The 20,843-nt window shown below is 71.0% G+C and carries 17 protein-coding genes; 7 read left to right on the forward strand and 10 right to left on the reverse strand.

Annotated features, from left to right (window positions below; translation table 11 throughout):
- Positions 1 to 56: 56 nt before the first annotated feature.
- The 3 genes from QF035_RS35580 to QF035_RS35590 all read right to left on the reverse strand — a co-directional run bounded on the left by QF035_RS35580 (position 57) and on the right by QF035_RS35590 (position 3,652).
- Positions 57 to 1,025, reverse strand: coding sequence for a hypothetical protein (locus QF035_RS35580; RefSeq protein ID WP_307524795.1), 969 nt, complete (start codon positions 1,023 to 1,025; stop codon positions 57 to 59).
- 142 nt (positions 1,026 to 1,167) lie between these two features.
- The gene (locus QF035_RS35585) at positions 1,168 to 2,178 is read right to left on the reverse strand and encodes a zinc-dependent alcohol dehydrogenase (protein WP_307524797.1); all 1,011 of its coding nucleotides are present in this window, start codon (positions 2,176 to 2,178) and stop codon (positions 1,168 to 1,170) included.
- 313 nt (positions 2,179 to 2,491) lie between these two features.
- Complete coding sequence (locus QF035_RS35590) at positions 2,492 to 3,652, reverse strand: mandelate racemase/muconate lactonizing enzyme family protein (protein ID WP_143631699.1); 1,161 nt, start codon at positions 3,650 to 3,652, stop codon at positions 2,492 to 2,494.
- Between the two features lie 255 nt (positions 3,653 to 3,907).
- Here QF035_RS35590 and QF035_RS35595 point away from each other — a divergent pair, with 255 nt between their 5' ends.
- Positions 3,908 to 4,618: an SCO2400 family protein gene (locus QF035_RS35595; RefSeq protein WP_307524798.1), complete on the forward strand. Its 711-nt coding sequence runs from the start codon at positions 3,908 to 3,910 to the stop codon at positions 4,616 to 4,618.
- 512 nt (positions 4,619 to 5,130) lie between these two features.
- On the opposite strand, the gene QF035_RS35600 is transcribed toward QF035_RS35595, so the two are convergent.
- Complete coding sequence (locus QF035_RS35600) at positions 5,131 to 5,595, reverse strand: MarR family winged helix-turn-helix transcriptional regulator (RefSeq protein WP_307524799.1); 465 nt, start codon at positions 5,593 to 5,595, stop codon at positions 5,131 to 5,133.
- Positions 5,596 to 5,719: 124 nt separating this feature from the next.
- Here QF035_RS35600 and QF035_RS35605 point away from each other — a divergent pair, with 124 nt between their 5' ends.
- Together QF035_RS35605 and QF035_RS35610 are read left to right on the forward strand one after the other, a co-directional pair.
- On the forward strand, positions 5,720 to 6,742 hold the full coding sequence (locus QF035_RS35605; protein ID WP_307524801.1) for an NADP-dependent oxidoreductase: 1,023 nt from the start codon (positions 5,720 to 5,722) through the stop codon (positions 6,740 to 6,742).
- 121 nt (positions 6,743 to 6,863) lie between these two features.
- On the forward strand, positions 6,864 to 7,283 hold the full coding sequence (locus QF035_RS35610) for an organic hydroperoxide resistance protein (RefSeq protein WP_307524803.1): 420 nt from the start codon (positions 6,864 to 6,866) through the stop codon (positions 7,281 to 7,283).
- 261 nt (positions 7,284 to 7,544) lie between these two features.
- On the opposite strand, the gene QF035_RS35615 is transcribed toward QF035_RS35610, so the two are convergent.
- Positions 7,545 to 8,693, reverse strand: coding sequence for a serine hydrolase domain-containing protein (locus QF035_RS35615; protein WP_307524805.1), 1,149 nt, complete (start codon positions 8,691 to 8,693; stop codon positions 7,545 to 7,547).
- A 39-nt stretch (positions 8,694 to 8,732) separates the two neighbouring features.
- A complete protein-coding gene (locus QF035_RS35620; protein WP_444968439.1) occupies positions 8,733 to 11,342 on the reverse strand; it encodes a M14 family zinc carboxypeptidase in 2,610 nt (869 codons plus the stop codon).
- Positions 11,343 to 11,496: 154 nt separating this feature from the next.
- Between QF035_RS35620 and QF035_RS35625 the strand changes: the two genes are divergently transcribed.
- Together QF035_RS35625 and QF035_RS35630 are read left to right on the forward strand one after the other, a co-directional pair.
- The gene (locus QF035_RS35625; RefSeq protein WP_307524808.1) at positions 11,497 to 12,360 is read left to right on the forward strand and encodes a hypothetical protein; all 864 of its coding nucleotides are present in this window, start codon (positions 11,497 to 11,499) and stop codon (positions 12,358 to 12,360) included.
- A 611-nt stretch (positions 12,361 to 12,971) separates the two neighbouring features.
- Complete coding sequence (locus QF035_RS35630) at positions 12,972 to 13,778, forward strand: EI24 domain-containing protein (protein ID WP_307524810.1); 807 nt, start codon at positions 12,972 to 12,974, stop codon at positions 13,776 to 13,778.
- Here QF035_RS35630 and QF035_RS35635 read toward each other — a convergent pair.
- Both QF035_RS35635 and QF035_RS35640 read right to left on the reverse strand, forming a co-directional pair.
- Positions 13,768 to 15,015: a pyroglutamyl-peptidase I family protein gene (locus tag QF035_RS35635; RefSeq protein WP_307524812.1), complete on the reverse strand. Its 1,248-nt coding sequence runs from the start codon at positions 15,013 to 15,015 to the stop codon at positions 13,768 to 13,770. The two genes, QF035_RS35630 and QF035_RS35635, sit on opposite strands and share 11 nt — an antisense overlap.
- A gap of 105 nt (positions 15,016 to 15,120) precedes the next feature.
- Positions 15,121 to 16,125, reverse strand: a complete 1,005-nt coding sequence (locus QF035_RS35640; RefSeq protein WP_373466786.1) for a LysR family transcriptional regulator — start codon at positions 16,123 to 16,125, stop codon at positions 15,121 to 15,123.
- Positions 16,126 to 16,223: 98 nt separating this feature from the next.
- Between QF035_RS35640 and QF035_RS35645 the strand changes: the two genes are divergently transcribed.
- Entirely contained in the window at positions 16,224 to 16,610 is a 387-nt protein-coding gene (locus tag QF035_RS35645; protein WP_307524815.1) for a RidA family protein, read from the forward strand.
- On the opposite strand, the gene QF035_RS35650 is transcribed toward QF035_RS35645, so the two are convergent.
- On the reverse strand, positions 16,597 to 17,229 hold the full coding sequence (locus QF035_RS35650; protein WP_307524817.1) for a TetR/AcrR family transcriptional regulator: 633 nt from the start codon (positions 17,227 to 17,229) through the stop codon (positions 16,597 to 16,599). The two genes, QF035_RS35645 and QF035_RS35650, sit on opposite strands and share 14 nt — an antisense overlap.
- Before the next feature lie 113 nt (positions 17,230 to 17,342).
- Here QF035_RS35650 and QF035_RS35655 point away from each other — a divergent pair, with 113 nt between their 5' ends.
- Positions 17,343 to 19,760, forward strand: coding sequence for a beta-glucosidase H (locus tag QF035_RS35655; protein WP_307524819.1), 2,418 nt, complete (start codon positions 17,343 to 17,345; stop codon positions 19,758 to 19,760).
- 69 nt (positions 19,761 to 19,829) lie between these two features.
- Here QF035_RS35655 and QF035_RS35660 read toward each other — a convergent pair whose 3' ends face one another.
- Complete coding sequence (locus QF035_RS35660; RefSeq protein WP_307524821.1) at positions 19,830 to 20,744, reverse strand: SGNH/GDSL hydrolase family protein; 915 nt, start codon at positions 20,742 to 20,744, stop codon at positions 19,830 to 19,832.
- Positions 20,745 to 20,843: the final 99 nt, after the last annotated feature.

Consider the following 20,843-nt stretch of genomic DNA (forward strand, 5'->3'; position numbering starts at 1 on the left):
TGTGTGGGATTGTGTTCGGCCGCGTCGTCTTTTGTGAAGGGGGTGTGTTCGGAACGTTATGAGGGAATGTCAAACCGTTGGAGTGCGCCCGGAAGCCGGGAGCCGAGCGGCGCCATGTCGCCGTCCGCCCCGTGCCGCGCGAGCAGGTCCAGGGCGAGCCGGCCGCGCCGCACCCTTTCCCGGGCCGTGGACAGCGTCACGTCCCGCATGTGGTGGCCGTACGGGTAGATCCCGGGAGCCTTGGACAGGCCGAACTTCAGGTACAGCGGGGCGCCGCGGCGGATCAGCTCGGCGACCTCGTACATGCGCACATACCCGCCGAGATCGTCGGGGGCCTCGATGTACATGTCCATGGGGGCTGCACTGACCCGGCGGATCTCCGTCAGGTGGTCGAGCGTGAGATCGCTCGGCACGTTGATGGAGTCCCCGCCCAGTTGCTCGTACACGGCGTACGCGGCCGGGTTGACCGGGCCTATCAGCGCCGAGACCTTCAGTGTCGTGTCCGCCGGGATGATCCCGGCGACCCGGGCCCGGTGCAGGGTCCAGAGCACGCCTTCGTCAGCCACGAGGAGGCACTTTACGCCCAACTCCGTTGCACGGATGGCGTCTTCGAGACAACCTGCGACCGCATCGTGACCACGGGCGCGCAGCCCGCCGCCCCGCGAGTCGGTCCGGGTCGAGCCGCCGATGTCCCACGTGCCGCGCGGGCCCGTGAAGAGGCAGAGCTCGATGTCGCGCTCTTCGGTGGCCTCGACCATCTCGGTGATCTCGGCGTCGGTCAGCATCCAGACACCGCTGCCCTGGCTGATCCGGTGGATCGGCACATCGAGCCGCGAGGACTCCTTGAGGACCACGGCGAGCGCCTCCGGCCCCTCGCACGAGGGGATCTCGGTGCGCCAGCGGCCGCCCTCCGGGAAGGCGTGCGGTGAGGCGTCGGCGGGGGAGAGGGCGGGCGCGCCCAGGCCGAGCGCGGCGAGCGCCTGCTCACCGGGTCGACGGGCCGCCTTGGGAGAAGCGTCGGTCACGAGCTGTCCTTAGCTGGAGCTGGCTTTGGCGGGATGTGTGTTCGATGTGCCGGACGTGGTTCGTGGCGGTGGATGTACGCCGGTACGGAGCGTCAGGTCTCCGTACCGGCGTACGGATCGGGGGCGGCCGGTACCGCGGGCCCTAGGGCCGCAGCAGCACCTTGCCGACCTTCGGGTCGCCGGACCCCACCAGCTCGATCGCGTGAGCGAACTCGTCCAGCGGCAGCTCGTGCGTGACCAGCGGAAGAGGATCGAGGAGACCGGCACCGAAGACCCGCACCGTGTGCGCCCAGGCCTCCGGCGGCGCCCCGAACACGGTGTGCACCTCCAGCTGCCGTACGACGAGATCGGTGGGGTCAAGTCCCTCGGCACCCGGAGCCGGGATCCCGGTGAGGACGAGCCGTCCGCCGCGCCGCAGCAGCGAGGCGGCCGTGGTCGCGGCGGTCGCCGACCCGGCGGTCTCGATGACCACGTCGAAGTCGTCGGGCAACTCCTGGTCCCGGGTACGGAAGTCGGTCGCGCCGAACGTCTTCGAGAGCTCCTCGCGGTCCGGGCGGGTGCCGACCACGAGCAGCTCCGAGGGCGAACCCGCCTTCAGGAACTGCACGGCGAACATGCCGAGCGTCCCGGTGCCGACGACGGCCACCCGCTCGCCGGGCCGCGCGTTCGCCTTGAGCGCCGCCGCCGCGATGCAGGCCGCGGGCTCGAGCAGCGCCGCCGCCGTCAGATCGGCGTCCTCCGGCAGGATGTGCAGCAGCCGGGCGGGCAGCGTGAGCGTGGTGGCCATGGCGCCGGGCTGGGTGAAGCCCGTCTCCTCGTAGCCGGCCGTGCACAACGTTGTCTCGCCCTCGTGGCAACGGTCGCAGACCTGGCAGTTGCGGAAGCCCTCACCGACCACCTTGCGGCCCACCAGGCCCTCGGGGACCCCGGGACCGACCGCCTCGACCGTGCCGGACCACTCGTGCCCCGGCGTCAGCGGATAGCGGACGTACCCCTCGGGCCGGTTGCCCTGGTACACCTCGCGGTCACTGCCGCAGATACCGCTCGCGTGAACCCGCACGAGGGCTTGGCCCGCGGCGGGCGCCACGGACTCGTGGGGGACCAGCCGGTGCTCGCCGGGGCCCTCGATCACGACGGCCTGCGCGGCGCTCATGACTGCTCCGTGTCGGTGAGGCGGGTCAAGTCCACGGCGGTGCCGCGTGCCGGGGCTTCGAAGGGGTGGCCGGCACCCCTTCGATCCGCCGCGGCGCTGCTCGACCACAGCGGCGCGTTGCGGCCGTGCCCGAACACTCCGCGGGAAACGTGGCGGTGAAGCCGTGAGCGGTTGTCCCTCGCCGCCGGCGCCGCCGCGGTGGAGCCGCACAGGGCACAGCCGTGCACGCGCCCGGGCGCGCGGTACTCCCCTGGACCTCGGCGGGTCCGCTCGGCCGTCCGCGGCCCTTGGCCCACCCCGGTGCCGGGCGCCGTCACTTGCCACCGCCCTTCGGCTTGCGCTGCTCCCAGCCGTCCGCCCACAGGTCGAAGCGGGCCTGCTGCTGAGGGAACTCGGCCGCCGCGTCCGTGTCCAGCTCGACGCCGAGACCCGGCTCGTGCGACAGCTCGAAGTAGCCGTCGACGACCTGCGGGGCACCCTTCACGACCTTCTTGATCTCCGCGTCCGCGAAGTCGTTGAAGTGCTCCAGGATCTTGAAGTTCGGGGAGGTGAAGCCGACCTGGAGCGAGGCGGCGGTGAGGACCGGGCCGCCCACGTTGTGCGGCGCCACGAGTACGTAGTGGGCCTCGGCGGTCGCCGCCAGCTTCCGGGTCTCCCAGATGCCGCCGATGTGGCCGACATCCGGCTGGATGATGTCCACGGCCTGGCTCTCGAAGAGCTCGCGGAACTCGATGCGGTCGTGGATGCGCTCACCGGTCGCGACCGGGATGTCGACCTTCGCCGCCACCTTCTCCAGCGCCTTCAGGTTCTCCGGCGGGACCGGCTCCTCCAGCCAGGCCGGCTTGAAGGGCGCGAGCTCGCGCGCGAGACGGATCGCCGTGGCCGGCGAGAAGCGGCCGTGCATCTCCAGCATCAGCTCGGCCTCGGGGCCGATCGCGTCCCGGACCGCCTCGATCAGCGAGACCGCGTACAGCGACTGCTCGTGGTCGAGCTCGAAGTGACCCGTCCCGAACGGGTCGATCTTCAGCGCCTTGTACCCGCGCGCGACGACCTCCTGAGCGGCCTTGTGGTAGGCCTCCGGAGTGCGCTCCGTGGTGTACCAGCCGTTCGCGTACGCCTTCACCCGGTCGGTGACCTTGCCGCCCAGCAACTGCCACACCGGTACGCCCAGGGCCTTGCCCTTGATGTCCCAGCACGCCATCTCGATCACGGCGATGCCGGACATCACGATCTCGCCGGCCCGCCCGTAGTCGCCGTACTTCATGCGACGCACGAGGTCCTCGACAGCGAAGGGGTCGGAACCGAGAATGTGGTTGGCCTCCGCCTCCCGCAGATAGCCGAGCAGCGCGTCGGTGTGCCCCAGCATGCGGGTCTCACCGACTCCGGTGATGCCCTCGTCGGTGTGCACCTGGACATAGGTCAGGTTGCGCCACGGCGTCCCGACCACGTGTGTGCTGATTCCGGTGATGCGCACGGAAATTGCCCCTTGTGGCTCTACGGCTCTGTTCGAAATTTCGTCACACGTTCGAAATGCTGGCCAGACAGTAAGGATTCGGCGGCGGCAGTGTCAATGGGTCGAACGCACAACGGTTTCGACGCGATGGCACTGGAAGGCGGCGAATGGTCCGGCCTGTCCTCAACTCGCCCAACCGGAACGGGCAGTTCAGCACAGAACTTTCACAGCTGTGACTGTGAACGTGACCTGCGCGGAGTTTAGTCTTCCGGCGTCATGGACTACTGCCACCCGTGCCAACGGCACCTCAATGGCGCCCTCGCTTGCCCGGGGTGCGGTACATCGGCCGAAGCGTGCCGGGAGTACGCGGCTTCCCTGGAGGACCGCGAGGACGCCGTCGACGAGCTCGACGACGACCCCGAGAGTGACGAACCGGCGGGTGGCGGGCGCCGGTCCCGGCGCCGGGGCGGCCGCGGGGTCCGGGCGAGCCGGCGTGACCGGCGTGCCGCGCTGCACCGGCGGCGGCGCAAGCGGGTGCTGCTCGTGGGGGCGGGGCTGTTGCTCGCGGCGGGCGGGCTCAGTCTGGCCGAGCTGGGTATAGAGGCCCCCTCGTCCGAGCCGAAGGCGGCAGCGGCGGACGAGGCGTCGTCCGGTTCCTCGGCCTCCGCGGACGGTTCGTCGTCGTCCGACGGCGACGGCTCCTCCGGCGGGTCCAGCTCGGAGTCCCCGGACGCGTCTGCCTCCCCCTCGGCCTCGGAGTCGAAGAAGTCCAAGAAGGACAAGGACGACGAGGACAAGAAGGAATCGCCCGACCCGTCCCGCTCGACCGACCCCAGGACCTCGGCTCCCGCCCCGGACGAGACCACCCCGGGCGGCACGACCCCCTCGGACCCCGGCACCCAGGCCCCGGCCCCCACGGCAGAGGACCCCACCCCGGACCCGACCCCCACAGAAACGTGCACACGTTTCCTGTGGTGGTGCTCGTAGCCTGCGGCTCCCTGGAGGCGGGGCGCCCGAGGTTGATTCGCCGGGTGCGGGCCGGTGAGGGCTTGTCGCGCAGTTCCCCGCGCCCCTGAAGGGGCGCGGCTCGACCTGAGGTGCCCCTTCAGGGGCGCGGGCAACCGAAGCCGACGGTCACGCGACGTACGGCCCGGTTTTTCAGGGGCGCGGGGAACTGTGCGAGCAACCCAAGGTGGGCCGTCACGTGGCAAACGGGCCGGGCCGCCGGTTTTTCAGGGGCGCGGGGAACTGTGCGAGCAACCCAAGGCGGGCCGTCACGTGGCAAACGGGCCGGGGCACCGGTTTTTCAGGGGGGCGGGGAACTGTGCGAGTAACCCAAGGTGGGCCGTCACGTGGCAAACGGGCCGGGCCGCCGGTTTTTCAGGGGGGCGGGGAACTGTGCGAGCAACCCAAGGCGGGCCGTCACGTGGCAAACGGGCCGGGCCGCCGGTTTTTCAGGGGCGCGGGGAACTGCGCGACAAGCCCCACCGGCCCGCGGCCTACGAACCGCCCGGTCCACCCACCCCGGCGGAGCCGGAGAGCATCCGCAGAAGCAACCCCCGCAAAGACACCCGCTCCTCCCGCGAAAGCCCCGCAAGCGGCTCCCGAGCGAACCGCAGGGAATCCCGCAGACTCCGGGCAACCCCCAGCCCCTCCACCGTCACAGCGGCCAGCTTCACCCGCCGGTCCGCCGGATCGGGCCGCCGCTCGACCAGCCCCCGCGCCTCCAGCCGATCCACGATCCCGGTCACATTGGACGGCTCGCACTTCAGCTTCTGAGCCAGCCGCCGCATCGGCAACGGCTCCAACGAGAGCAGACTCAGCAGCCGGGCCTGCGCCCCGGTCAGCGCATGCTCCGACGCCGCCTCCTCGTACTCCTCGTGGTAACGCGCCACCACCGTGCCGATCAGGTCGACGACCTCAACCGTCAGAGGGTCGATCCGGGGAGTCTTCTGCGTGGACATGCGCTCCAGGCTACCCCCGATACTTGACATCATGAAATATCCAGGCGCATTATTGTTTCAGGTACTGAAGTATTTGCGCGTGAGAGCCGCTCAGAGCCGCTGTCCCCACGGAAAGGCGCCCCCCATGACCGACACCCCTGCCCTCCCCGCCACCGGCCGCGAATGGCACCTGGTCAGCCGCCCCGTCGGCTGGCCGAAGCCCGAGGACTTCGCCCTGGTCGAGACCGAGGTGAAGCAGCCCGGCCCGGGCCAGGTCCTGGTGCGCAACGAGTACCTGTCCGTGGACCCGTACATGCGCGGCCGCATGAGCGCCGCGAAGTCGTACACCGCCCCCTTCGAGCTCGGCAAGGTCATGCAGGGCGGCGCCGTCGGCGAGGTCATCGCCTCGAACGCCGAGGGCTTCGTGGTCGGCGACCGCGTCCTGCACTTCTTCGGCTGGCGCGACCACGCCACGTTCGACGCCAAGAGCGCCGTCAAGGTCGACCCCGAGGCCGCGCCCCTGAGCACGTACCTCGGCGTCCTCGGCATGACCGGCCTCACCGCGTACGCGGGCCTGCTGCGCACCGCCTCCTTCAAGGAGGGCGACACCGTCTTCGTGTCCGGCGCGGCCGGAGCCGTGGGCAGCCAGGTCGGGCAGATCGCCAAGCTCAAGGGTGCCTCGCGCGTCATCGGCTCGGCCGGCTCCGACGAGAAGGTCAAGCTCCTGGTCGAGGAGTACGGCTTCGACGCCGCCTTCAACTACAAGAACGGCTCCCTGAGCGAGCAGCTCAGGGAGGCCGCCCCCGACGGCATCGACGTCTACTTCGACAACGTCGGCGGTGACCACCTGGAGGCCGCGATCGGCTCCCTCAACCTGCACGGCCGGATCGCGATCTGCGGAATGATCTCCGTCTACAACAACACGGAGCCCGCCCCCGGCCCGAAGAACCTCGCCCGCCTCATCGCGACCCGCGGCCGTATCGAGGGCCTCCTCGTCGGCGACCACTACGACCTGCAGCCGCAGTTCGTCCAGGAGGTCGGCCCCTGGGTCGCCTCCGGCGAGCTCAAGTACCGCGAGACGGTCGTCGAGGGCATCGAGAACAACCTGGAGGCGTTCCTCGGCGTCCTGCGCGGCGAGAACACGGGAAAGATGATCGTCAAGCTCTGAGGCCGACGGCGGTGACAGTGGCAGCGGTCTTCTGCTGGACTTCCGACATGCGGTAACTTCTTTCCAAAACTGTCGCGGGTCGTGGGCGCGAGTCGTGGCGGACCAAGGAGGAAGCCACCGCATGTCCATCCAGCAGACCGACGTCCTCTACACCGCCGTCGCCACCGCCGAGAACGGTCGCGACGGCCGCGTCGCGACCGACGACGGCACGCTCGACGTCGTCGTCAACCCGCCCAAGGAAATGGGCGGCAGCGGCACCGGCACCAACCCGGAGCAGCTCTTCGCCGCCGGCTACAGCGCCTGTTTCCAGGGCGCCCTCGCCGTCGTCGCCCGCCAGGAGAAGGCCGACATCACCGGCTCGACCGTCACCGCGAAGGTGGGCATCGGCAAGAACGCCGACGGCTTCGGCCTCATAGTCGAGATCTCCGCCGGCATCCCGAACGCAGACCCCGCCACCGCCCGGACCCTCCTGGAAAAGGCCCACCAGGTATGCCCGTACTCAAAGGCCACCGCGGGCAACATCACGGTCACCCTGACCTGACCACCGGCCCTTTCAGGGAGCCCGGCCACCGGTGCTTTCAGGGGCGCGGGGAACGGCGCGAGCAACCCAAACGGACGGTCACCCGACAACCGGCCTCGGCCACCGGCTTCTTAGGGGCGCGGGGAACGGCGCGAGCAACCCAAACGGACGGTCACCCGACAACCGGCCTCGGCCACCGGCTTCTTAGGGGCGCGGGGAACGGCGCGACCAGCCCCCACCGACCCGCACCCTCAACACAACCCCCGGTTCATGAGGGGACGCTCAAGAAAGCGCCCCCTCATGAACCACCCGAACCAACCGCTGATTCTCCGGCGCGGCCCCACCGGGAAACGCACTACGCCGCCGCGTATACCCATACGCCAGCCCACTCCGCGGATCCGCAAAGGCCTGCGATCCCCCCGCCCCACTGTGCCCGAACGCCCCGGCCCCCAAAAACGGGTGCCACATGTCGGCCGTGGCCTGAAACCCGAGCCCGTACGACTTGTGCGCGCGGGCGACCAGGTCGTACCCGACAGAGTGGATCTGCCCCACCTCCCCGACCGCGTCCGGCTTGAGCAGCGGCCCCCGACCGTCGACCTGACTGATCGCCGCCGCGTACATCCCGGCGAGCCCGCGCGCGGAGGCGACCCCGCCCGCCGAGGCCGAGCCCAGGGCGCGCACGGTACGGGAGTTGGGAAAGTCCAGCAGCGGCTCGGCCCCCGGCACGTGCTCGTTGAACGCGATGGACGACAACGTGTGCGGCCCCTTGGGCGTGGCGTCCAGCAGCGCCTGCTCCGGCGGAGTGGGCGCCATCGGCAGGACCGGGAGATACCGGTGCTCCTCCGACTCGGGCAGCCCCAGATAGAACCCGAGCCCGTACGGCGCACGGACCCGCTCCTCGTACAGCTCCTGGAGCGTACGACCCGTGACACGCCGTACGACCTCACCCGTGAGCGCGCCGATCACCAGCGCGTGATAGCCGAACGCCGACCCAGGCCGCCAGAACGGCCGCTGGGTGGCGAGGCGTTCGGCCACCACGCGGTCGTCGGCCATCTCCTCGACCGTGAAGCCCGCGTCCGCCCCGACCACGCCCGCCCGGTGCGCGAGCAGCTCCCGCAGGGTCACCGCTCCCTTGCCCTCGGCGGCGAACTCCGGCCAGTAGTGGGCCACTTCCCGGTCGAGCTCCAGGGTGCCGTCCTGCACGAGCAGGGCGACCACCAGATGGGCCGCCCCCTTCGTGGAGGAGAAGACACCGAACAGCGTGTCGCCGTCCGTGTCCGCGCCGGTCCAGAGATCGACGACCCGCCGCCCCCGTACGTACGCGCTCAACTGGCCCGCGTAGTCCGGGCGTTCGGCGGTGACGACGGACGCGAACTCCTCGCGCACCGCCTCGAAGCCTTCGGCGACGGTGCCGTGGATCTCCTGTGTCATCCGTACTCTCCTCGTGTCACGGTGCCCTGGGAGCGTCCTTCAGGACACTGTCAGCAAAGCACGCGCGACCTGTGGGAACTGCCCCTTCGGATGATCACGGAACAGCGGCTCCGTGCCGAACAGGACGGCATGCGGACCGCTGACCACCGAGGCCCGGCCCGCTGCCTGCGCCGGACCGCCGCTGCCGTCCTCCAGGGCACGCCAGTGCCCGGACACGAGCGGGTTCCCGGCCGCGTACGACTGCTCCACGCGGACCCCGGGGCCGAGGTCCGTGAACCACAGCGGCGCGTAGACGAAGCTGTGGTCCGGGGCGCCGGAGGTCACTCCGCCGCTCGAATTGACCACGCGCACAACGCCGTTGGCGTCACCGTTGCCCTCGACGGGCTTCAACGCGAGGAGCCCGGTGGCGGCGTTGAGGGCCGCTCCGGTGGCTCCGCGGCCGACGAGACCCTCGCGGGCCAGGAAGGCGTCCAGGGCGGCGCGTGCGGCCGTGTTGAGGCCCGCGTGGTTCAGGCCGGCGGAGGCGAACAGGACGTCCGCCTTCGACCAGTCGAAGCCCGCGTTGAGGATCGCCGTGGAGACGGGGACGACGTCGAAGTTCATCTCGCGGAGCGCGAACAGCTCGCCCGGCGTGACGGCCGCGGCGACCCGTACCCGGTGGAGCGGGGTGGTGCCGGTCGCCTTCGTCGCGTCGAAGGCCACGTCGTACTTCTTCGCCAGGGCCACGGCCTTCGCGCGGGCCGAGGCGGGCACGACCGCACTGCCGTCTGCCGCCCGGCGTACCGAAACTCCGTCCGCGAGAAGGGAGTTGAGGGCCGCGATCTCACGGGCGTCGTCGAGCCGCAGCCGGAGCGTGCCGCGAGGCGCCACGTAACCGACGTTCGCGGCCGCGTCGACCGCGCGGTCCGGCACGGCGAGCTTCGACGTCCGTACGGTGTCGACGGTCGCGCCCCACAGCCGGCCCAGACTCCAGCCCGAGATGTCGTACATGACGGACACCTTGTCGCTGATGTCCCGTCCGTCCGCCAGCATCACATTGGCCATGCCGCGTTTGGGCTGGCGCAGATCGACGACGTACGAGCCCTTCGCGTACGTCTTCCCGCCGAGCCTGAAGTCCTTCGTCGCGCGCCGGACCTGGACGTCGTTGGCGAGCAGGTGGTCGACGAGCCGGGCCGCGGCGGTGGCCGAGCGCTGTGCCTTCGTGCCTGCCGGGATCACGTACGCGCGCGGGAAGTCGGTCGTGTAGACGTCCTCCGGGCCGATGCCCGGCACGCCCGGAACGGTCTCCGGCGACACAGGCACCTGGGCGGCGCCCGTCACGCTCCGCCGGAAGACCTCGATCTGGTCGGCGATGAGCGAAGTGCGGTGGGTCTGCGTGTAGTCGAGGCTCGCGCGCATCGCCGCGCCCGCGATGGCCACGTTGATCGACGAACGGCGGCGCAGCTCGGCGACGGGCAGGTCGTCGTACTCGTCGTTGTTCACCGCCATCGGGAACTCGACCGTGTGCGCCGCGACCGCGCCGTGGAACGGCATGTACTGCGGGGTGAAGATCGGCGGCCAGTCGTCCCAGCCCTCCTCCTGGTCCCGGAACGGGATCTGGGCGGGCTCCACACCGTCCTTGGCGGGTGTGTAGCCGAGGCCGTTGACGGCGGCCTCCATGCCCAGGGCGTTGGCGTAGGTGTTCTTCAGGAAGAGGTCGTACTCGTAGTTCTCGCCGTGCGGGGGAGTGGTGGGCTCGATGAGCGTGCCGTTCACGTATCCGTGCAGGTCGACCATGACGGCCGGCTGCTTGTCGATCGCGATCTGGCGCATCGCCCGGACCTCGGGCTGCGAGGCGGTCACGAAGTCACGGTTCAGGTCGAAGCCGTTGGCGTTGGCGCGGGTGCCGGCGATACGGCCGTCCGGGTTCGCGGTGATGTTGAAGTACACGCGGTTGCGGGCGAGGAGGTCGGTGGTGGACCGGTCCTGGGCCGTGGCGAGCTTCTCGATCAGCTTGAGGGCCGCGTCCGTGCCCTCCCACTCGTTGCCGTGGATGTTGTTGTTGAAGAACACGGGTGTCTTGTACGTGCGCTTGACCGACGGGTCCTTGGCGGCGGCCGAGGGCGCGTTCTCGATCAGTTCGCGCATCCGTTCCTGGGCGCGGGCCTGGCGCGTGGACTCCGGCGCGGTGACGGTGACCAGGTAGAGACGGTGGCCGCCGGCCGAGCGCCCCGCCACCTCCACGCTCACCCGGTCGCCGAGCCGCTGGAGCGCGTTCAGCTTCGGGGCGATGGCGTGGTACGGGGTGAGGCCGAGCTTGACGGACTTGTCGGCCGGGTTCTCTGGGTCCGGGGTGAGCACCTGTTCGCGGGGGTAGCCGCGGGTGCCTCCGGCGGTGCCGGTGCCGTCGGTGAGTTCGGTGACCGGGGTGGTGAGGGCGCGGTCTGTCGTGCTCTCCGGGGCCTTGGCGGCGGCCCGGTCGGAGGGATCGGAGAGGCCTGAGCCCTCGCGGACCGGGGGTGCGGGCTGGGCCCCGGGCCGGGGCGTGGGGTCGGCCACGGCGCCGTTCGGGGTGAGCAGGAGCGCGGCCGCCGCGGTGGCGGTGGCCGTGGCGATCAGGGCGGGTCTCGGTCGACGCACGCGTACCTCCGCTGGAGTTGCTGTGGACATGCCTGACATCGGTACGCGGAGGTCTACCTGTTCGACTCACGGGCAACAAGAGGGCGTTGACGTCACCGGGGCCACGGGTTGCCGCGGGTTCCCGCTGATGCCGGGTCCGAGTGCCGGTGGAGCGGGCATGCTGTGGGTGAGGCGAGGAGAGTCCATGGCAACGATTCCGTCGCTCCCCAGCAGGGATGACGTGGCACGTATGGCGCGCAACACGACCGACATCACCGGGCAACTGCTCGACACCGCAGGGAACATCACGCGTATCGCGATCAACACCTTTGATCCGAGGGACGGTTCGGGGGCGGAGGTGCTGCGGGTGCTGCGGCAGACGACTGCCGAGCTGGCCGAGGCCAGTGCGTCGCCGGAGGCGCAGGAGGCCTTCTACCGGATCGTGGACACGTTGACGCGGCTGGGGACGAGTGGGGCGCCGCTCGCCGTTCATCCGGTCAGCGAGCCCGCGCAGGCGCTGCTCACGGCGCTCGGGGACAGTCTGCTGCCTGTCCTCGACGCGGTGGAGCCCGCGGTGGAGGAGGCGGCGGAGGCGCTGGGCGAACTGGTGGACGCGACGTCGCCGTTGGTGCCCGCGGGGGCGGGACTGGTGGCGGCTGTGCTCCTCGCGCTCGCGCCGGTGATCCGGGCCGCGGCGGATGTTCTGCGGGACTCGTCCCCCGAACTGCGGCGGATCGCCGACGCCTTGACCGCGGCGCTCGCTCCGCTGGTGCCGTTGCAGGTCGCGTTGGCCGAGCGGGCCGCGGCGGCGGGGGCGGGGGTTGTGCGGGCGGCTCTGCCGCCGCTGGCGGACCTCACGGAGGCGGCTGCCGCCGGCCTGAAGGCGGGCCGTCCCTTGCTGATCGCCGGGGAGGAGTTCGTGGTGTCCGGCCTTGAGCGCCTTCAGCCGTTGCTGCTGGTGTCCGCGTCGCGGGTGGGGCGGGTGGCTCGGGCCGGGGCGGTGCGGGTTTCCGCGGCGGTGTCGCCTGCGGCGGAGCGGGGGGTTGTGGTGGCGGTCCATCCCGTGTGACGTCGCCGTCTGCGGGTGCGGGTTCGTTGTGGCTGGTCGCGCAGTTCCCCGCGCCCCTGGGTGGGTGGGGGTTTCTGCTCGTCCCTCAGGTGCGGGGCCGCGCCGGAATGTCCGCCCGCAGCGGAAACCGCAACCCCCGCTCGCCAAGGCGACCCCCTTCCCGTGTCCTCGTAAGCTGCGGCCACACATCCCGCCACGCCCCCTCCGCCCGGTGGGACCACCGGGCCCCGCCAGGGGCGCGGGGAACGGCGCGGGCAACGACGACGGACCGGCACGTGGCAATCCGGCCCAGGCACCGGCATCTTTAGGGGCGCGGGGAACGGCGCGGGCAACGACGACGGACCGGCACGTGGCAATCCGGCCCAGGCACCGGCATCTTTAGGGGCGCGGGGAACGGCGCGGGCAACGACGACGGACCGGCACGTGGCAATCCGGCCCAGGCACCGGCATCTTTAGGGGCGCGGGGAACGGCGCGGGCAACGACGACGGACCGGCACACGGCGAACAGGCCTCGGCCACGGGCTTTTAGGGGCGCGGGGAACTGCGCGACCAGCCCAAGCGGGCCCGCAGCCACCCGAACCACCCGGCGGAGCCCCCGGTATGGTGCAGGTATGCATGATCTTGGCGTGGGGTTCGGCTACTTGGTGCGGGGACAGCGGTGGGTGACCCGCCACGGAAAGCAGTTCGGCTTCGGCCTGATCCCGGGCCTCATCACCCTCGTCCTGTACGCAGCCGCCCTCACCGCCCTGGCCCTGTGGGGCACGGACTTCACCGCCTGGGCCACCCCCTTCGCAGACGACTGGTCGAGCCCCTGGCTCGGCCTCTTCCGCGGATTCCTGACGGCCGTCCTCTTCGCCCTCGCCCTCCTCCTCTCCGTGATCACGTTCACCGCCGTGACCCTCCTCCTCGGCCAGCCCTTCTACGAGAACCTCTCGGAGAAGGTGGACCGGGACGTCTCCCCGGACGGCACGGCACCCGAGTCGGGCCTGCCCCTGTGGCGCGAGCTGCTGATCTCCGCACGGGACAGCCTCCGGGTAGTGGCCAGGGCTCTGGTGTGGGGTGCGCTGCTGTTCGCGCTCGGGTTCATCCCGTTCGTCGGACAGACCGTCGTCCCGGTGATCGGCTTCTTCGTCACCGGCTTCTTCCTCACCGAGGAACTGACCGCGGTCGCCCTGCAACGCCGCGGCGTCGTACTCCGCGACCGCCTCACCATGCTCCGCTCCCGCAAGAGGCTGATCTGGGGCTTCGGCACCCCGCTGGGCCTCGCCTTCCTCGTCCCCTTCGTCGCCGTGTTCCTGATGCCCGGCGCGGTCGCGGGCGCCACCTTGATGGCCCGCGATCTGATGGGCGAGGAGACCCGCGAGGAAGGGGACGAGGGAGAGGAAGAGGGCGAGCGCGCCGGCCGCCTCAGTCGGTGACGTCCGCCGCCACCTTCAGGATCGACCGGACCTGGGCGATGATGTCCAGCCGGTTCTGGATGAACTGCGGGTCGGTGACCGTCCCGCTCGCCGGATCCGTGTTGCCCGTCCCGAACTGCAGGACCGGGGTGTGGACATGACCGCCGGGGAGGGAGGCAGTGAGGCCGAGTCGGTCCCGCAGCAGTGTGGCGCGGTACGCGATCTCGTTCGAGAGGTAGTCGCCACCGCCGCCCGCGCGGGCGGTCGAGCCGGGCGTCGGTCCCTCGGGGCGTACGACGGGAGTGGTGCCGCCCGCCGGGATCTCGGTCACCGACGTGTTGTCGTACACGGGGAAGCGGCCCGTGCTCGCGGCCACGATGTCCTTGTACGGCAAGGTCGTCGACGTCCACTGCGGCTGCGAGGCCGGGTCCGTGACCGGGATCGTCTCGGTGCGGGAGAGGTTCTCGTTGTCCCCGAAACCGCCCCGCCAGGCCCCGTTGGTGCGTTCGACGTCGAACCGGCCCACCCGGCCCTGGCTGACCGTCGTGAACAGGTCGACGCGGGGGAGGTGCCGGCGCAGGGTGCGTTCCACCGTGCCGTCGGCGAAGTCCTGCCAGCGGACCGGGAAGACGGCGGTCTCGACGCGGGCCGGGCCGTCCGCCGTCTCGATCACCGTGCCGTCGAGCGCGAGGGCCGTGGCTCCGGACGGGTTGGAGATCCGGATGTCCCGGTCCAGCGTGAACGGGTCGAAGCCGGTCACCAGGATGCGCTTGATGCCCTTGGAATGCGGGTAGCGGATGGTGTCCTGCCCGCGGGACGTGCGCTCAAGTGAGGTGAGCAGTCGGGTCCGTTGGGCTTCGGTGAGGCCGAACTGCGGCTGCCACTGGCGTACTTCACGGGTCATGCCGAGCCGCGCCCAGTACAGCGGGCGGTCGTCGTCCCGGCTCAGGTCGCCGCCCGCCGGGCCCCGGCCCTGCGCGCGGTCCACCGCCCGCTGCCACAGCCGCGCGCCCTGCCGTTCGACCACACGCTCGGCCTGCGCGTACGAACGGGCCTTGCCCAGTGCTCGTACGAACTCCGGTGCCACCGTGGCGAATCCGGAGCGGGCCAGGATCTCCTGGGGCGCCGCCTTGTCGAGTCGCCGCTCCTCCACGGTGGGCGTGGCGGCGGGGTCCTCCGCCGCGTGGGCGGGCGGGGCCGCGAGGCCGGTCAGCAGGGCCAGGCCGAGGGCGCCGAGCTGAACACGTATGTGCGTCAAGGTAGTTCAGGTCCTTCCGTCGCGAGTGGGGCCGTCGTCGGATGGCGGCAGTATGCGTGACGGACGGGGCGTGCGCCATGCCGCGTGATCAGAGGGGTGCGCGAGTCAGGTGCGGGACGTGGGGATCTTCGCCGCCGCCTCGCGCAAGGCGGTCAGAAAAGCCAACGTGGACGGTTCCGGGTGACTGTCCCGGACGGTTGCCGCGTACACCGCCCGGGTCGGAGCCTCCTCGTCGCGGACCGGGAGGAGAGCGATGTCGGGGCGTACGGACTCGGCGGCCAGCGCCGGGATCAGGGTCACCCCGAGCCCGGCGGCCACGTACCCCTGCTTGGCCGTCCACTCGGCGACGACGTGCGCCACGCGCGGGCGGAAACCGTGCCGCAGCGCCGTGTCGAGGAGGGTGCCCTCGGGGCGGGAGCTGCCGGATATCCAGTCGGCGTCGGCGAGTTGGGACAGCTCGACGGAGGGGAGGCCCGCCAGTGGGTGGGCGGCGGGGACGGCCACGTACAGGGACTCGTCGAGGAGGTGGTGCAGTTGGTGGGCGTCCAGCGGGGCGCGGCCCGTCGTGGAGACGACCGCGAGGTCGAGGTCGCCGGCGGTGAGGCCGTCGAGGAGAGCCGGTGTCAGTCCCTCCTCGCGGGTGAGCCGGACCCCTGGGTGCCGGGCGCGGAAGGCGGCGATGGCGCGGGGCACCAGCGCCGCGTCGGCCGTCGCGAACGCGCCGACCCGCAGTCTGCCGCTCGATGCCTCGCGCAGTGACGCCAACTCCCGTCCGGCGTCCCGCAGTCGGGCGGTGACGGCCTCGGCGTGCGGTACCAGCGACCGCCCCGCCCCCGTCAGCCGCACCCCTCGCGGCAGCCGGTCGAAGAGCGGTGTCCCGCCAAGCGCCGCCTCCAGTGAGGCGACCTGCCGCGACACCGCCGACTGCGTCCAGCCGAGCACCCGCCCGGCCAGCGTGAACGACCCGTGCCGGGCCACCTCCAGGAACACACGCAGCCATACGGTCGAGAGGTCGGGTATGTCGTCCGGGCCGCCGGTTCCCACCCCCACGGCTCCGCCGACCAGGGCGTCGGCACCACTCTCGGCATGCGGTATCTGCATGCCTGCCATGCTAGACATTCGCTTGTCGCATCGTCCGTCCCTGCCTAGCGTCGAGGACACGTGCAAGAGGGCACGTGCACGAAGGACCGCCGAAGGAACACGTGAAGATGCAGATATCGCTCGACAGCCCGCCCTCCGCCCCGCAGCCGGCCAACGCCTACTACTCCCAGGTCGCCCGGGTCGAACTCGACGGCGGGGGAGTGATGTTGTACCTCTCCGGACAGGTCGCCGACGGAGACACCCTGGCCGAACAGTCCCGCGGAGTCTTCGAGACCATCGACGCGCTGCTCAAGGCGCACGGAGCCACCCTCGCCGACGTCATCAACATCCGTACGTATCTGACGGACATCGGCAGGCTCCACGAATACGGCGCCGTACGACGGGAGTTCCTCACCGGGACCGCCCCCACCAGCATGACCTCCGAGGTGTCCCGGCTGTTCAAGCCGGAGGCCCTCGTCGAGGTGGAGGTCGTCGCCGCCGTCAGCCCCCGCTGACCCCGGGCCCGGAGAAAGAGGAGTCGGGACCAGGGCCCTCGCCCAGCAGCGTGAGGAAGTCCCGGAACGCCGCCGGCATGTCCACCGACTCCGGCGCGAGCAGCCACTGGTACTGCAGCCCGTCCATCACCGCGACGAGCAGGGGAGCGGCCCGGTCCGGCGTGAGCCCGCTCGGCAGCCGCTCCCCGTACCCGGCCCGCAGCACCTGCGCCATGTTCGCGCGCACCACCTCGTACCGCTCGGTGAAGAACTCGCGCGCCGGGTGTCCCTCCGTGACGCTCTCGCCGAGGAGTGCCGAGAAGGTCTGCACGATCGCGGGCCGCATCGCGTTGTACTCGACCAGCTGGCCCAGGAGATCGAGCCGCAGCCTGGTGCCGGGCACCGCGTCCCACTGGTCGCGCTCCGCCATCACGGCGACGAGCAGCGCCTCCTTGGTGGGGAAGTGGTGCAGCAGCCCCTGCTGGGTGAGCCCGACCCGCTCGGCGACGGCGGCCAGGCTCGCGCCCCGGTAGCCGCGCTCGGCGATCACCTCCAGCGTCGCCCGGAGGATCTCCGCACGCCGCTCCACGCTCCTGGCCGACCGGGGAGCCTTGCTCGTCATGACGTCACCGTACGACATGGGCACATTCCCCGAGGCGTCGAAAGTAACGTACGAATAACGAAACCTACCGATCTACAGGTGGCGGATGCAGGATGGAGCGACGGTACGGACTTCGACGAGGAGGCACCGCCATGGCGGGAACGCAGGGAATCCGGTCCACCCCGGCCGACCAGGCACGCGAGGCCGTGGTCGACACCGCGCTCGCGAAACTCGACCTGGACGCGAAGGCGCAGCTGCTCGCCGGACAGGACATGTGGTCCCTGCCCGCCCTGCCGGAGATCGGCCTGAAGTCGCTGGTCATGTCCGACGGCCCGATCGGTGTACGGGGCGTGCGCTGGACCGCCGACGACCCGTCCATCGCCCTGCCGTCCCCGACCGCGCTCGCCGCCACCTGGGACCCCGCCCTGGCCCGCCGAGCCGGCACCCTCCTCGCCCAGGAGGCCCGCCGCAAGGGCGTCCACGTCCTGCTCGCCCCCACGGTCAACCTGCACCGATCCCCGCTCGGCGGCCGCCACTTCGAGGCGTACAGCGAGGACCCGTATCTCACCGGGCGGATCGGCTCCGGATACGTGACCGGTGTCCAGGAGGGCGGCGTCGGCACCACCGTCAAGCACTTCGTGGCCAACGACGCCGAGACCGACCGCTTCACCGTGAACAACGTCGTCTCCGAACGCGCCCTGCGCGAGCTCTACTTGGCCCCCTTCGAGGCGATCGTCGAGAACGCCCACCCCTGGGGCATCATGACCGCCTACAACTCGGTCAACGGCACGACGATGACCGAGCACCGCTACCTGGTGAATGAGGTCCTGCGCGGCGAGTGGGGCTTCGACGGCCTCAACGTCTCCGACTGGATGGCCGCCCGCTCGACCGTCGCCGGCATCGAGGGCGGCCTCGACGTCGCGATGCCGGGCCCGACCACCGTGTACGGCGAGAAGCTCGCCGCCGCCGTCCGCGCCGGAGAGGTGGCGGAGACCAAGATCGACGAGGCCGTGCGCAACGTCCTGCGCCTGGCCGCCCGCGTCGGCATCCTGGACGGCGCCGAACCGGCGGTCACCGAACTCCCGGCGGACATCGACGGCGGCGCCCTGGCCCGCGAGATCGCCCGCCGCGCCTTCGTACTCGTACGCAACGAAGGCGCCCTCCCCATCCCCGAGGGGCGGTCGGTCGCCCTCATCGGCGCCGCCGCCCGCGACGCCCGCGTCCTCGGCGGCGGCTCCGCCGTCGTCTTCCCCGCCCACGTCGTCTCCCCGCTCGACGGCCTCACCGCCGCCCTGCCCGAGGGCACCCTGACGTACGCGGTCGGCGCCGACCCGAACGAGGAACTGGCCGCCGCCGACAAGGGATTCGAGCTCCGCACGGTCTGCCGCGACAGCGACGGCACCGTCGTCGGCACGGGCTCCGCACCGAGCGGCCACCTCCAGTGGATGGGCGACGACCTGCCCGACGGCGTCACCCACGACACCCTCCACAGCGTCGAACTGACCGGCACCTTCACCCCGCGCGAGAGCGGCCGGCACACCTTCGGAATCAAGGGACTCGGCGCCTTCACGCTCACGGTCGACGGCACGACGTACTTCGACGAGGTCCAAGGGGCGGAGAAGGACGACCCGTTCGTGACGTTCTTCGGCGCTCCGGTCGAGCGCGCCACGGTGGACCTGACCGCCGGTGACACCTACGAGGTCTCACTGAGCCATGTCGTCTCCGTACCCGAACACGTCCCCATGAAGGTCGTCGCCTTCACGCTCACCCACCAGGAGCCCCAGCGCGACCCCGACGAACTGATCGCCGAAGCCGTCGAGGCCGCCCGCGCCGCAGACACGGCGGTCGTCGTGGTCGCCACGACGGAACGCGTCGAGTCCGAGGGCTTCGACCGCAGGGACCTCCGACTCCCCGGCCGCCAGGACGAGTTGGTCCACGCGGTGGCCGCCGCCAACCCCAACACCGTCGTGGTCGTCAACTCCGGCTCCCCGGTGGAACTCCCATGGCGCGACGAGGTGTCCGCCGTACTCCTCAGCTGGTTCCCGGGCCAGGAGGGCGGCGGCGCCCTCGCCGACGTCCTCACCGGCACCCACGAGCCCGGCGGCCGCCTCCCCACCACCTGGGGCTCCCTCGACAGTGCCCCGGTCACCCGGGTCACCCCCACCGACGGCGAACTCGTCTACACCGAGGACGTGTTCATCGGCTACCGGGCCTGGGAGAAGGAGGGCCGCACCCCGACGTACCCCTTCGGCCATGGCCTCGGCTATACGGACTGGACCTACGACGAGATCAAGGTGACGGGCAGGACGGTCACGGTCCGCATCACCAACTCCGGCACCCGCAAGGGCCGCGAGACCGTCCAGATCTACCTGGCCGGCCGCCTGGCAGGCTTCGCGACGGCAGAGGCACCCCCGGGCCAAAGCGCGGAGCTCACGATCGAACTCCCCACCCGAGCCTTCGAGACCTGGGACGAGCAGACCAACGCCTGGACACAGCTGAAGGGTTCATTCGAGATCGAGGCGTCGCACTCGATCGCCGACCGCAGGCTGAGGGCGACGGTCGCCCCGTAAGGGGCGCGGGGCTGTATCGATATGCGGCTCCGCCGCGTGGGCGCGACCAGCCACAGCGAACCCGCAGGTTCAAGACGGCGACTTTCGAGCGGTCACCACTCCATAGGCCATCTCAGCAAGCCGGGCCTGCCCGTTCCTGCTGGGATGGAACCAGTCCCAGTGACTCAACTGCTTCGTGCCGAACCGGTACTCGAACACCGCCCCACCATCGAACCGGCACCGCTCATCCTTCGCGCACACTTCCCGCAGCACCGAGTTGTACGACTCCACCCGATCCTGCACCGTGTCCCGCCGCAACGTCGCGGCCGAGTCCAACGCGTCGGCGTCACCGAGCATCGACGGGCAGATACCCAGCTTCCAGATCTGCTTGCTCAGCTGGTTGGTCCGCCCCTCCGACCACAACCGCTTCAGATCGGGCACGCTGGACACGTACACCTGCGTCTTCGGCAGAGCCTCCCGCAGCGTGGTCAGCGCGTCCTGGAACTGGGTGCGGAAGTCCGCCACCGAGGTCATCGCGGACACGGACGAGCGGCAGGCGTCGTTCGCGCCGGCCATGACCGTGACCAGCTCCGGCTTCCTCGTCGCGGCCTGGGCCATCTGGCCGGGCAGATCGGCCATGCGGGAGCCGGTCTGCGCGTAGTTCCAGCTGCGCTGGGCGGCACCGGCCGTACCGAGGAGACGTACCGCGAGGCTGTTCACCTTCGTGTCGGTGCCGGTCGCCCAGGAGACCTCGGGGCAGTCGGTCAGCACCGAGCAGGCATCGAAGCCGCGGGTGATGGAGTCGCCGACCGCGGCCAGCGAACCCGGGCTGCTGTCCCAGGCGGGCGTGGGTTTGGGGGACGGTTTCGCGGCCCGTGCGGAGGTGCCTGTGGGCCCGGGGGAGTTTCCGCCACTGGCGTCGCATCCGGCCAGTCCGGCGACAGCCAGCAGGGCCGCCACCGCGGCCGCGGCGATACCCCGCGAACCGTGACCACGCTTCCGCATCCGCAGTTCCCCTCGTTCGTACGCAACGGCGGCGTCCCCAGGAGAGTCCCCCTGGGTGGCTGTGTTTTCCCGGGGGGCGCGTAGTCCATTTGCGGCTGC

Source organism: Streptomyces umbrinus (assembly GCF_030817415.1).
GTDB lineage: Bacteria > Actinomycetota > Actinomycetes > Streptomycetales > Streptomycetaceae > Streptomyces > Streptomyces umbrinus_A.

Excerpts from the sequence above, each read along its gene's own strand:
- QF035_RS35615 (WP_307524805.1), bottom strand. The coding sequence starts at position 8,693 with ATGACACAGGAGATCCACGGCACCGTCGCCGAAGGCTTCGAGGCGGTG.
- QF035_RS35660 (WP_307524821.1), bottom strand. The coding sequence starts at position 20,744 with ATGCGGAAGCGTGGTCACGGTTCGCGGGGTATCGCCGCGGCCGCGGTG.
- QF035_RS35585 (WP_307524797.1), bottom strand. The coding sequence starts at position 2,178 with ATGAGCGCCGCGCAGGCCGTCGTGATCGAGGGCCCCGGCGAGCACCGG.
- QF035_RS35620 (WP_444968439.1), bottom strand. The coding sequence starts at position 11,342 with ATGTCCACAGCAACTCCAGCGGAGGTACGCGTGCGTCGACCGAGACCC.
- QF035_RS35610 (WP_307524803.1), top strand. The coding sequence starts at position 6,864 with ATGTCCATCCAGCAGACCGACGTCCTCTACACCGCCGTCGCCACCGCC.
- QF035_RS35625 (WP_307524808.1), top strand. The coding sequence starts at position 11,497 with ATGGCAACGATTCCGTCGCTCCCCAGCAGGGATGACGTGGCACGTATG.
- QF035_RS35645 (WP_307524815.1), top strand. The coding sequence starts at position 16,224 with ATGCAGATATCGCTCGACAGCCCGCCCTCCGCCCCGCAGCCGGCCAAC.
- QF035_RS35630 (WP_307524810.1), top strand. The coding sequence starts at position 12,972 with ATGCATGATCTTGGCGTGGGGTTCGGCTACTTGGTGCGGGGACAGCGG.
- QF035_RS35655 (WP_307524819.1), top strand. The coding sequence starts at position 17,343 with ATGGCGGGAACGCAGGGAATCCGGTCCACCCCGGCCGACCAGGCACGC.
- QF035_RS35600 (WP_307524799.1), bottom strand. The coding sequence starts at position 5,595 with ATGTCCACGCAGAAGACTCCCCGGATCGACCCTCTGACGGTTGAGGTC.
- QF035_RS35595 (WP_307524798.1), top strand. The coding sequence starts at position 3,908 with ATGGACTACTGCCACCCGTGCCAACGGCACCTCAATGGCGCCCTCGCT.
- QF035_RS35650 (WP_307524817.1), bottom strand. The coding sequence starts at position 17,229 with ATGTCGTACGGTGACGTCATGACGAGCAAGGCTCCCCGGTCGGCCAGG.
- QF035_RS35605 (WP_307524801.1), top strand. The coding sequence starts at position 5,720 with ATGACCGACACCCCTGCCCTCCCCGCCACCGGCCGCGAATGGCACCTG.
- QF035_RS35640 (WP_373466786.1), bottom strand. The coding sequence starts at position 16,125 with ATGGCAGGCATGCAGATACCGCATGCCGAGAGTGGTGCCGACGCCCTG.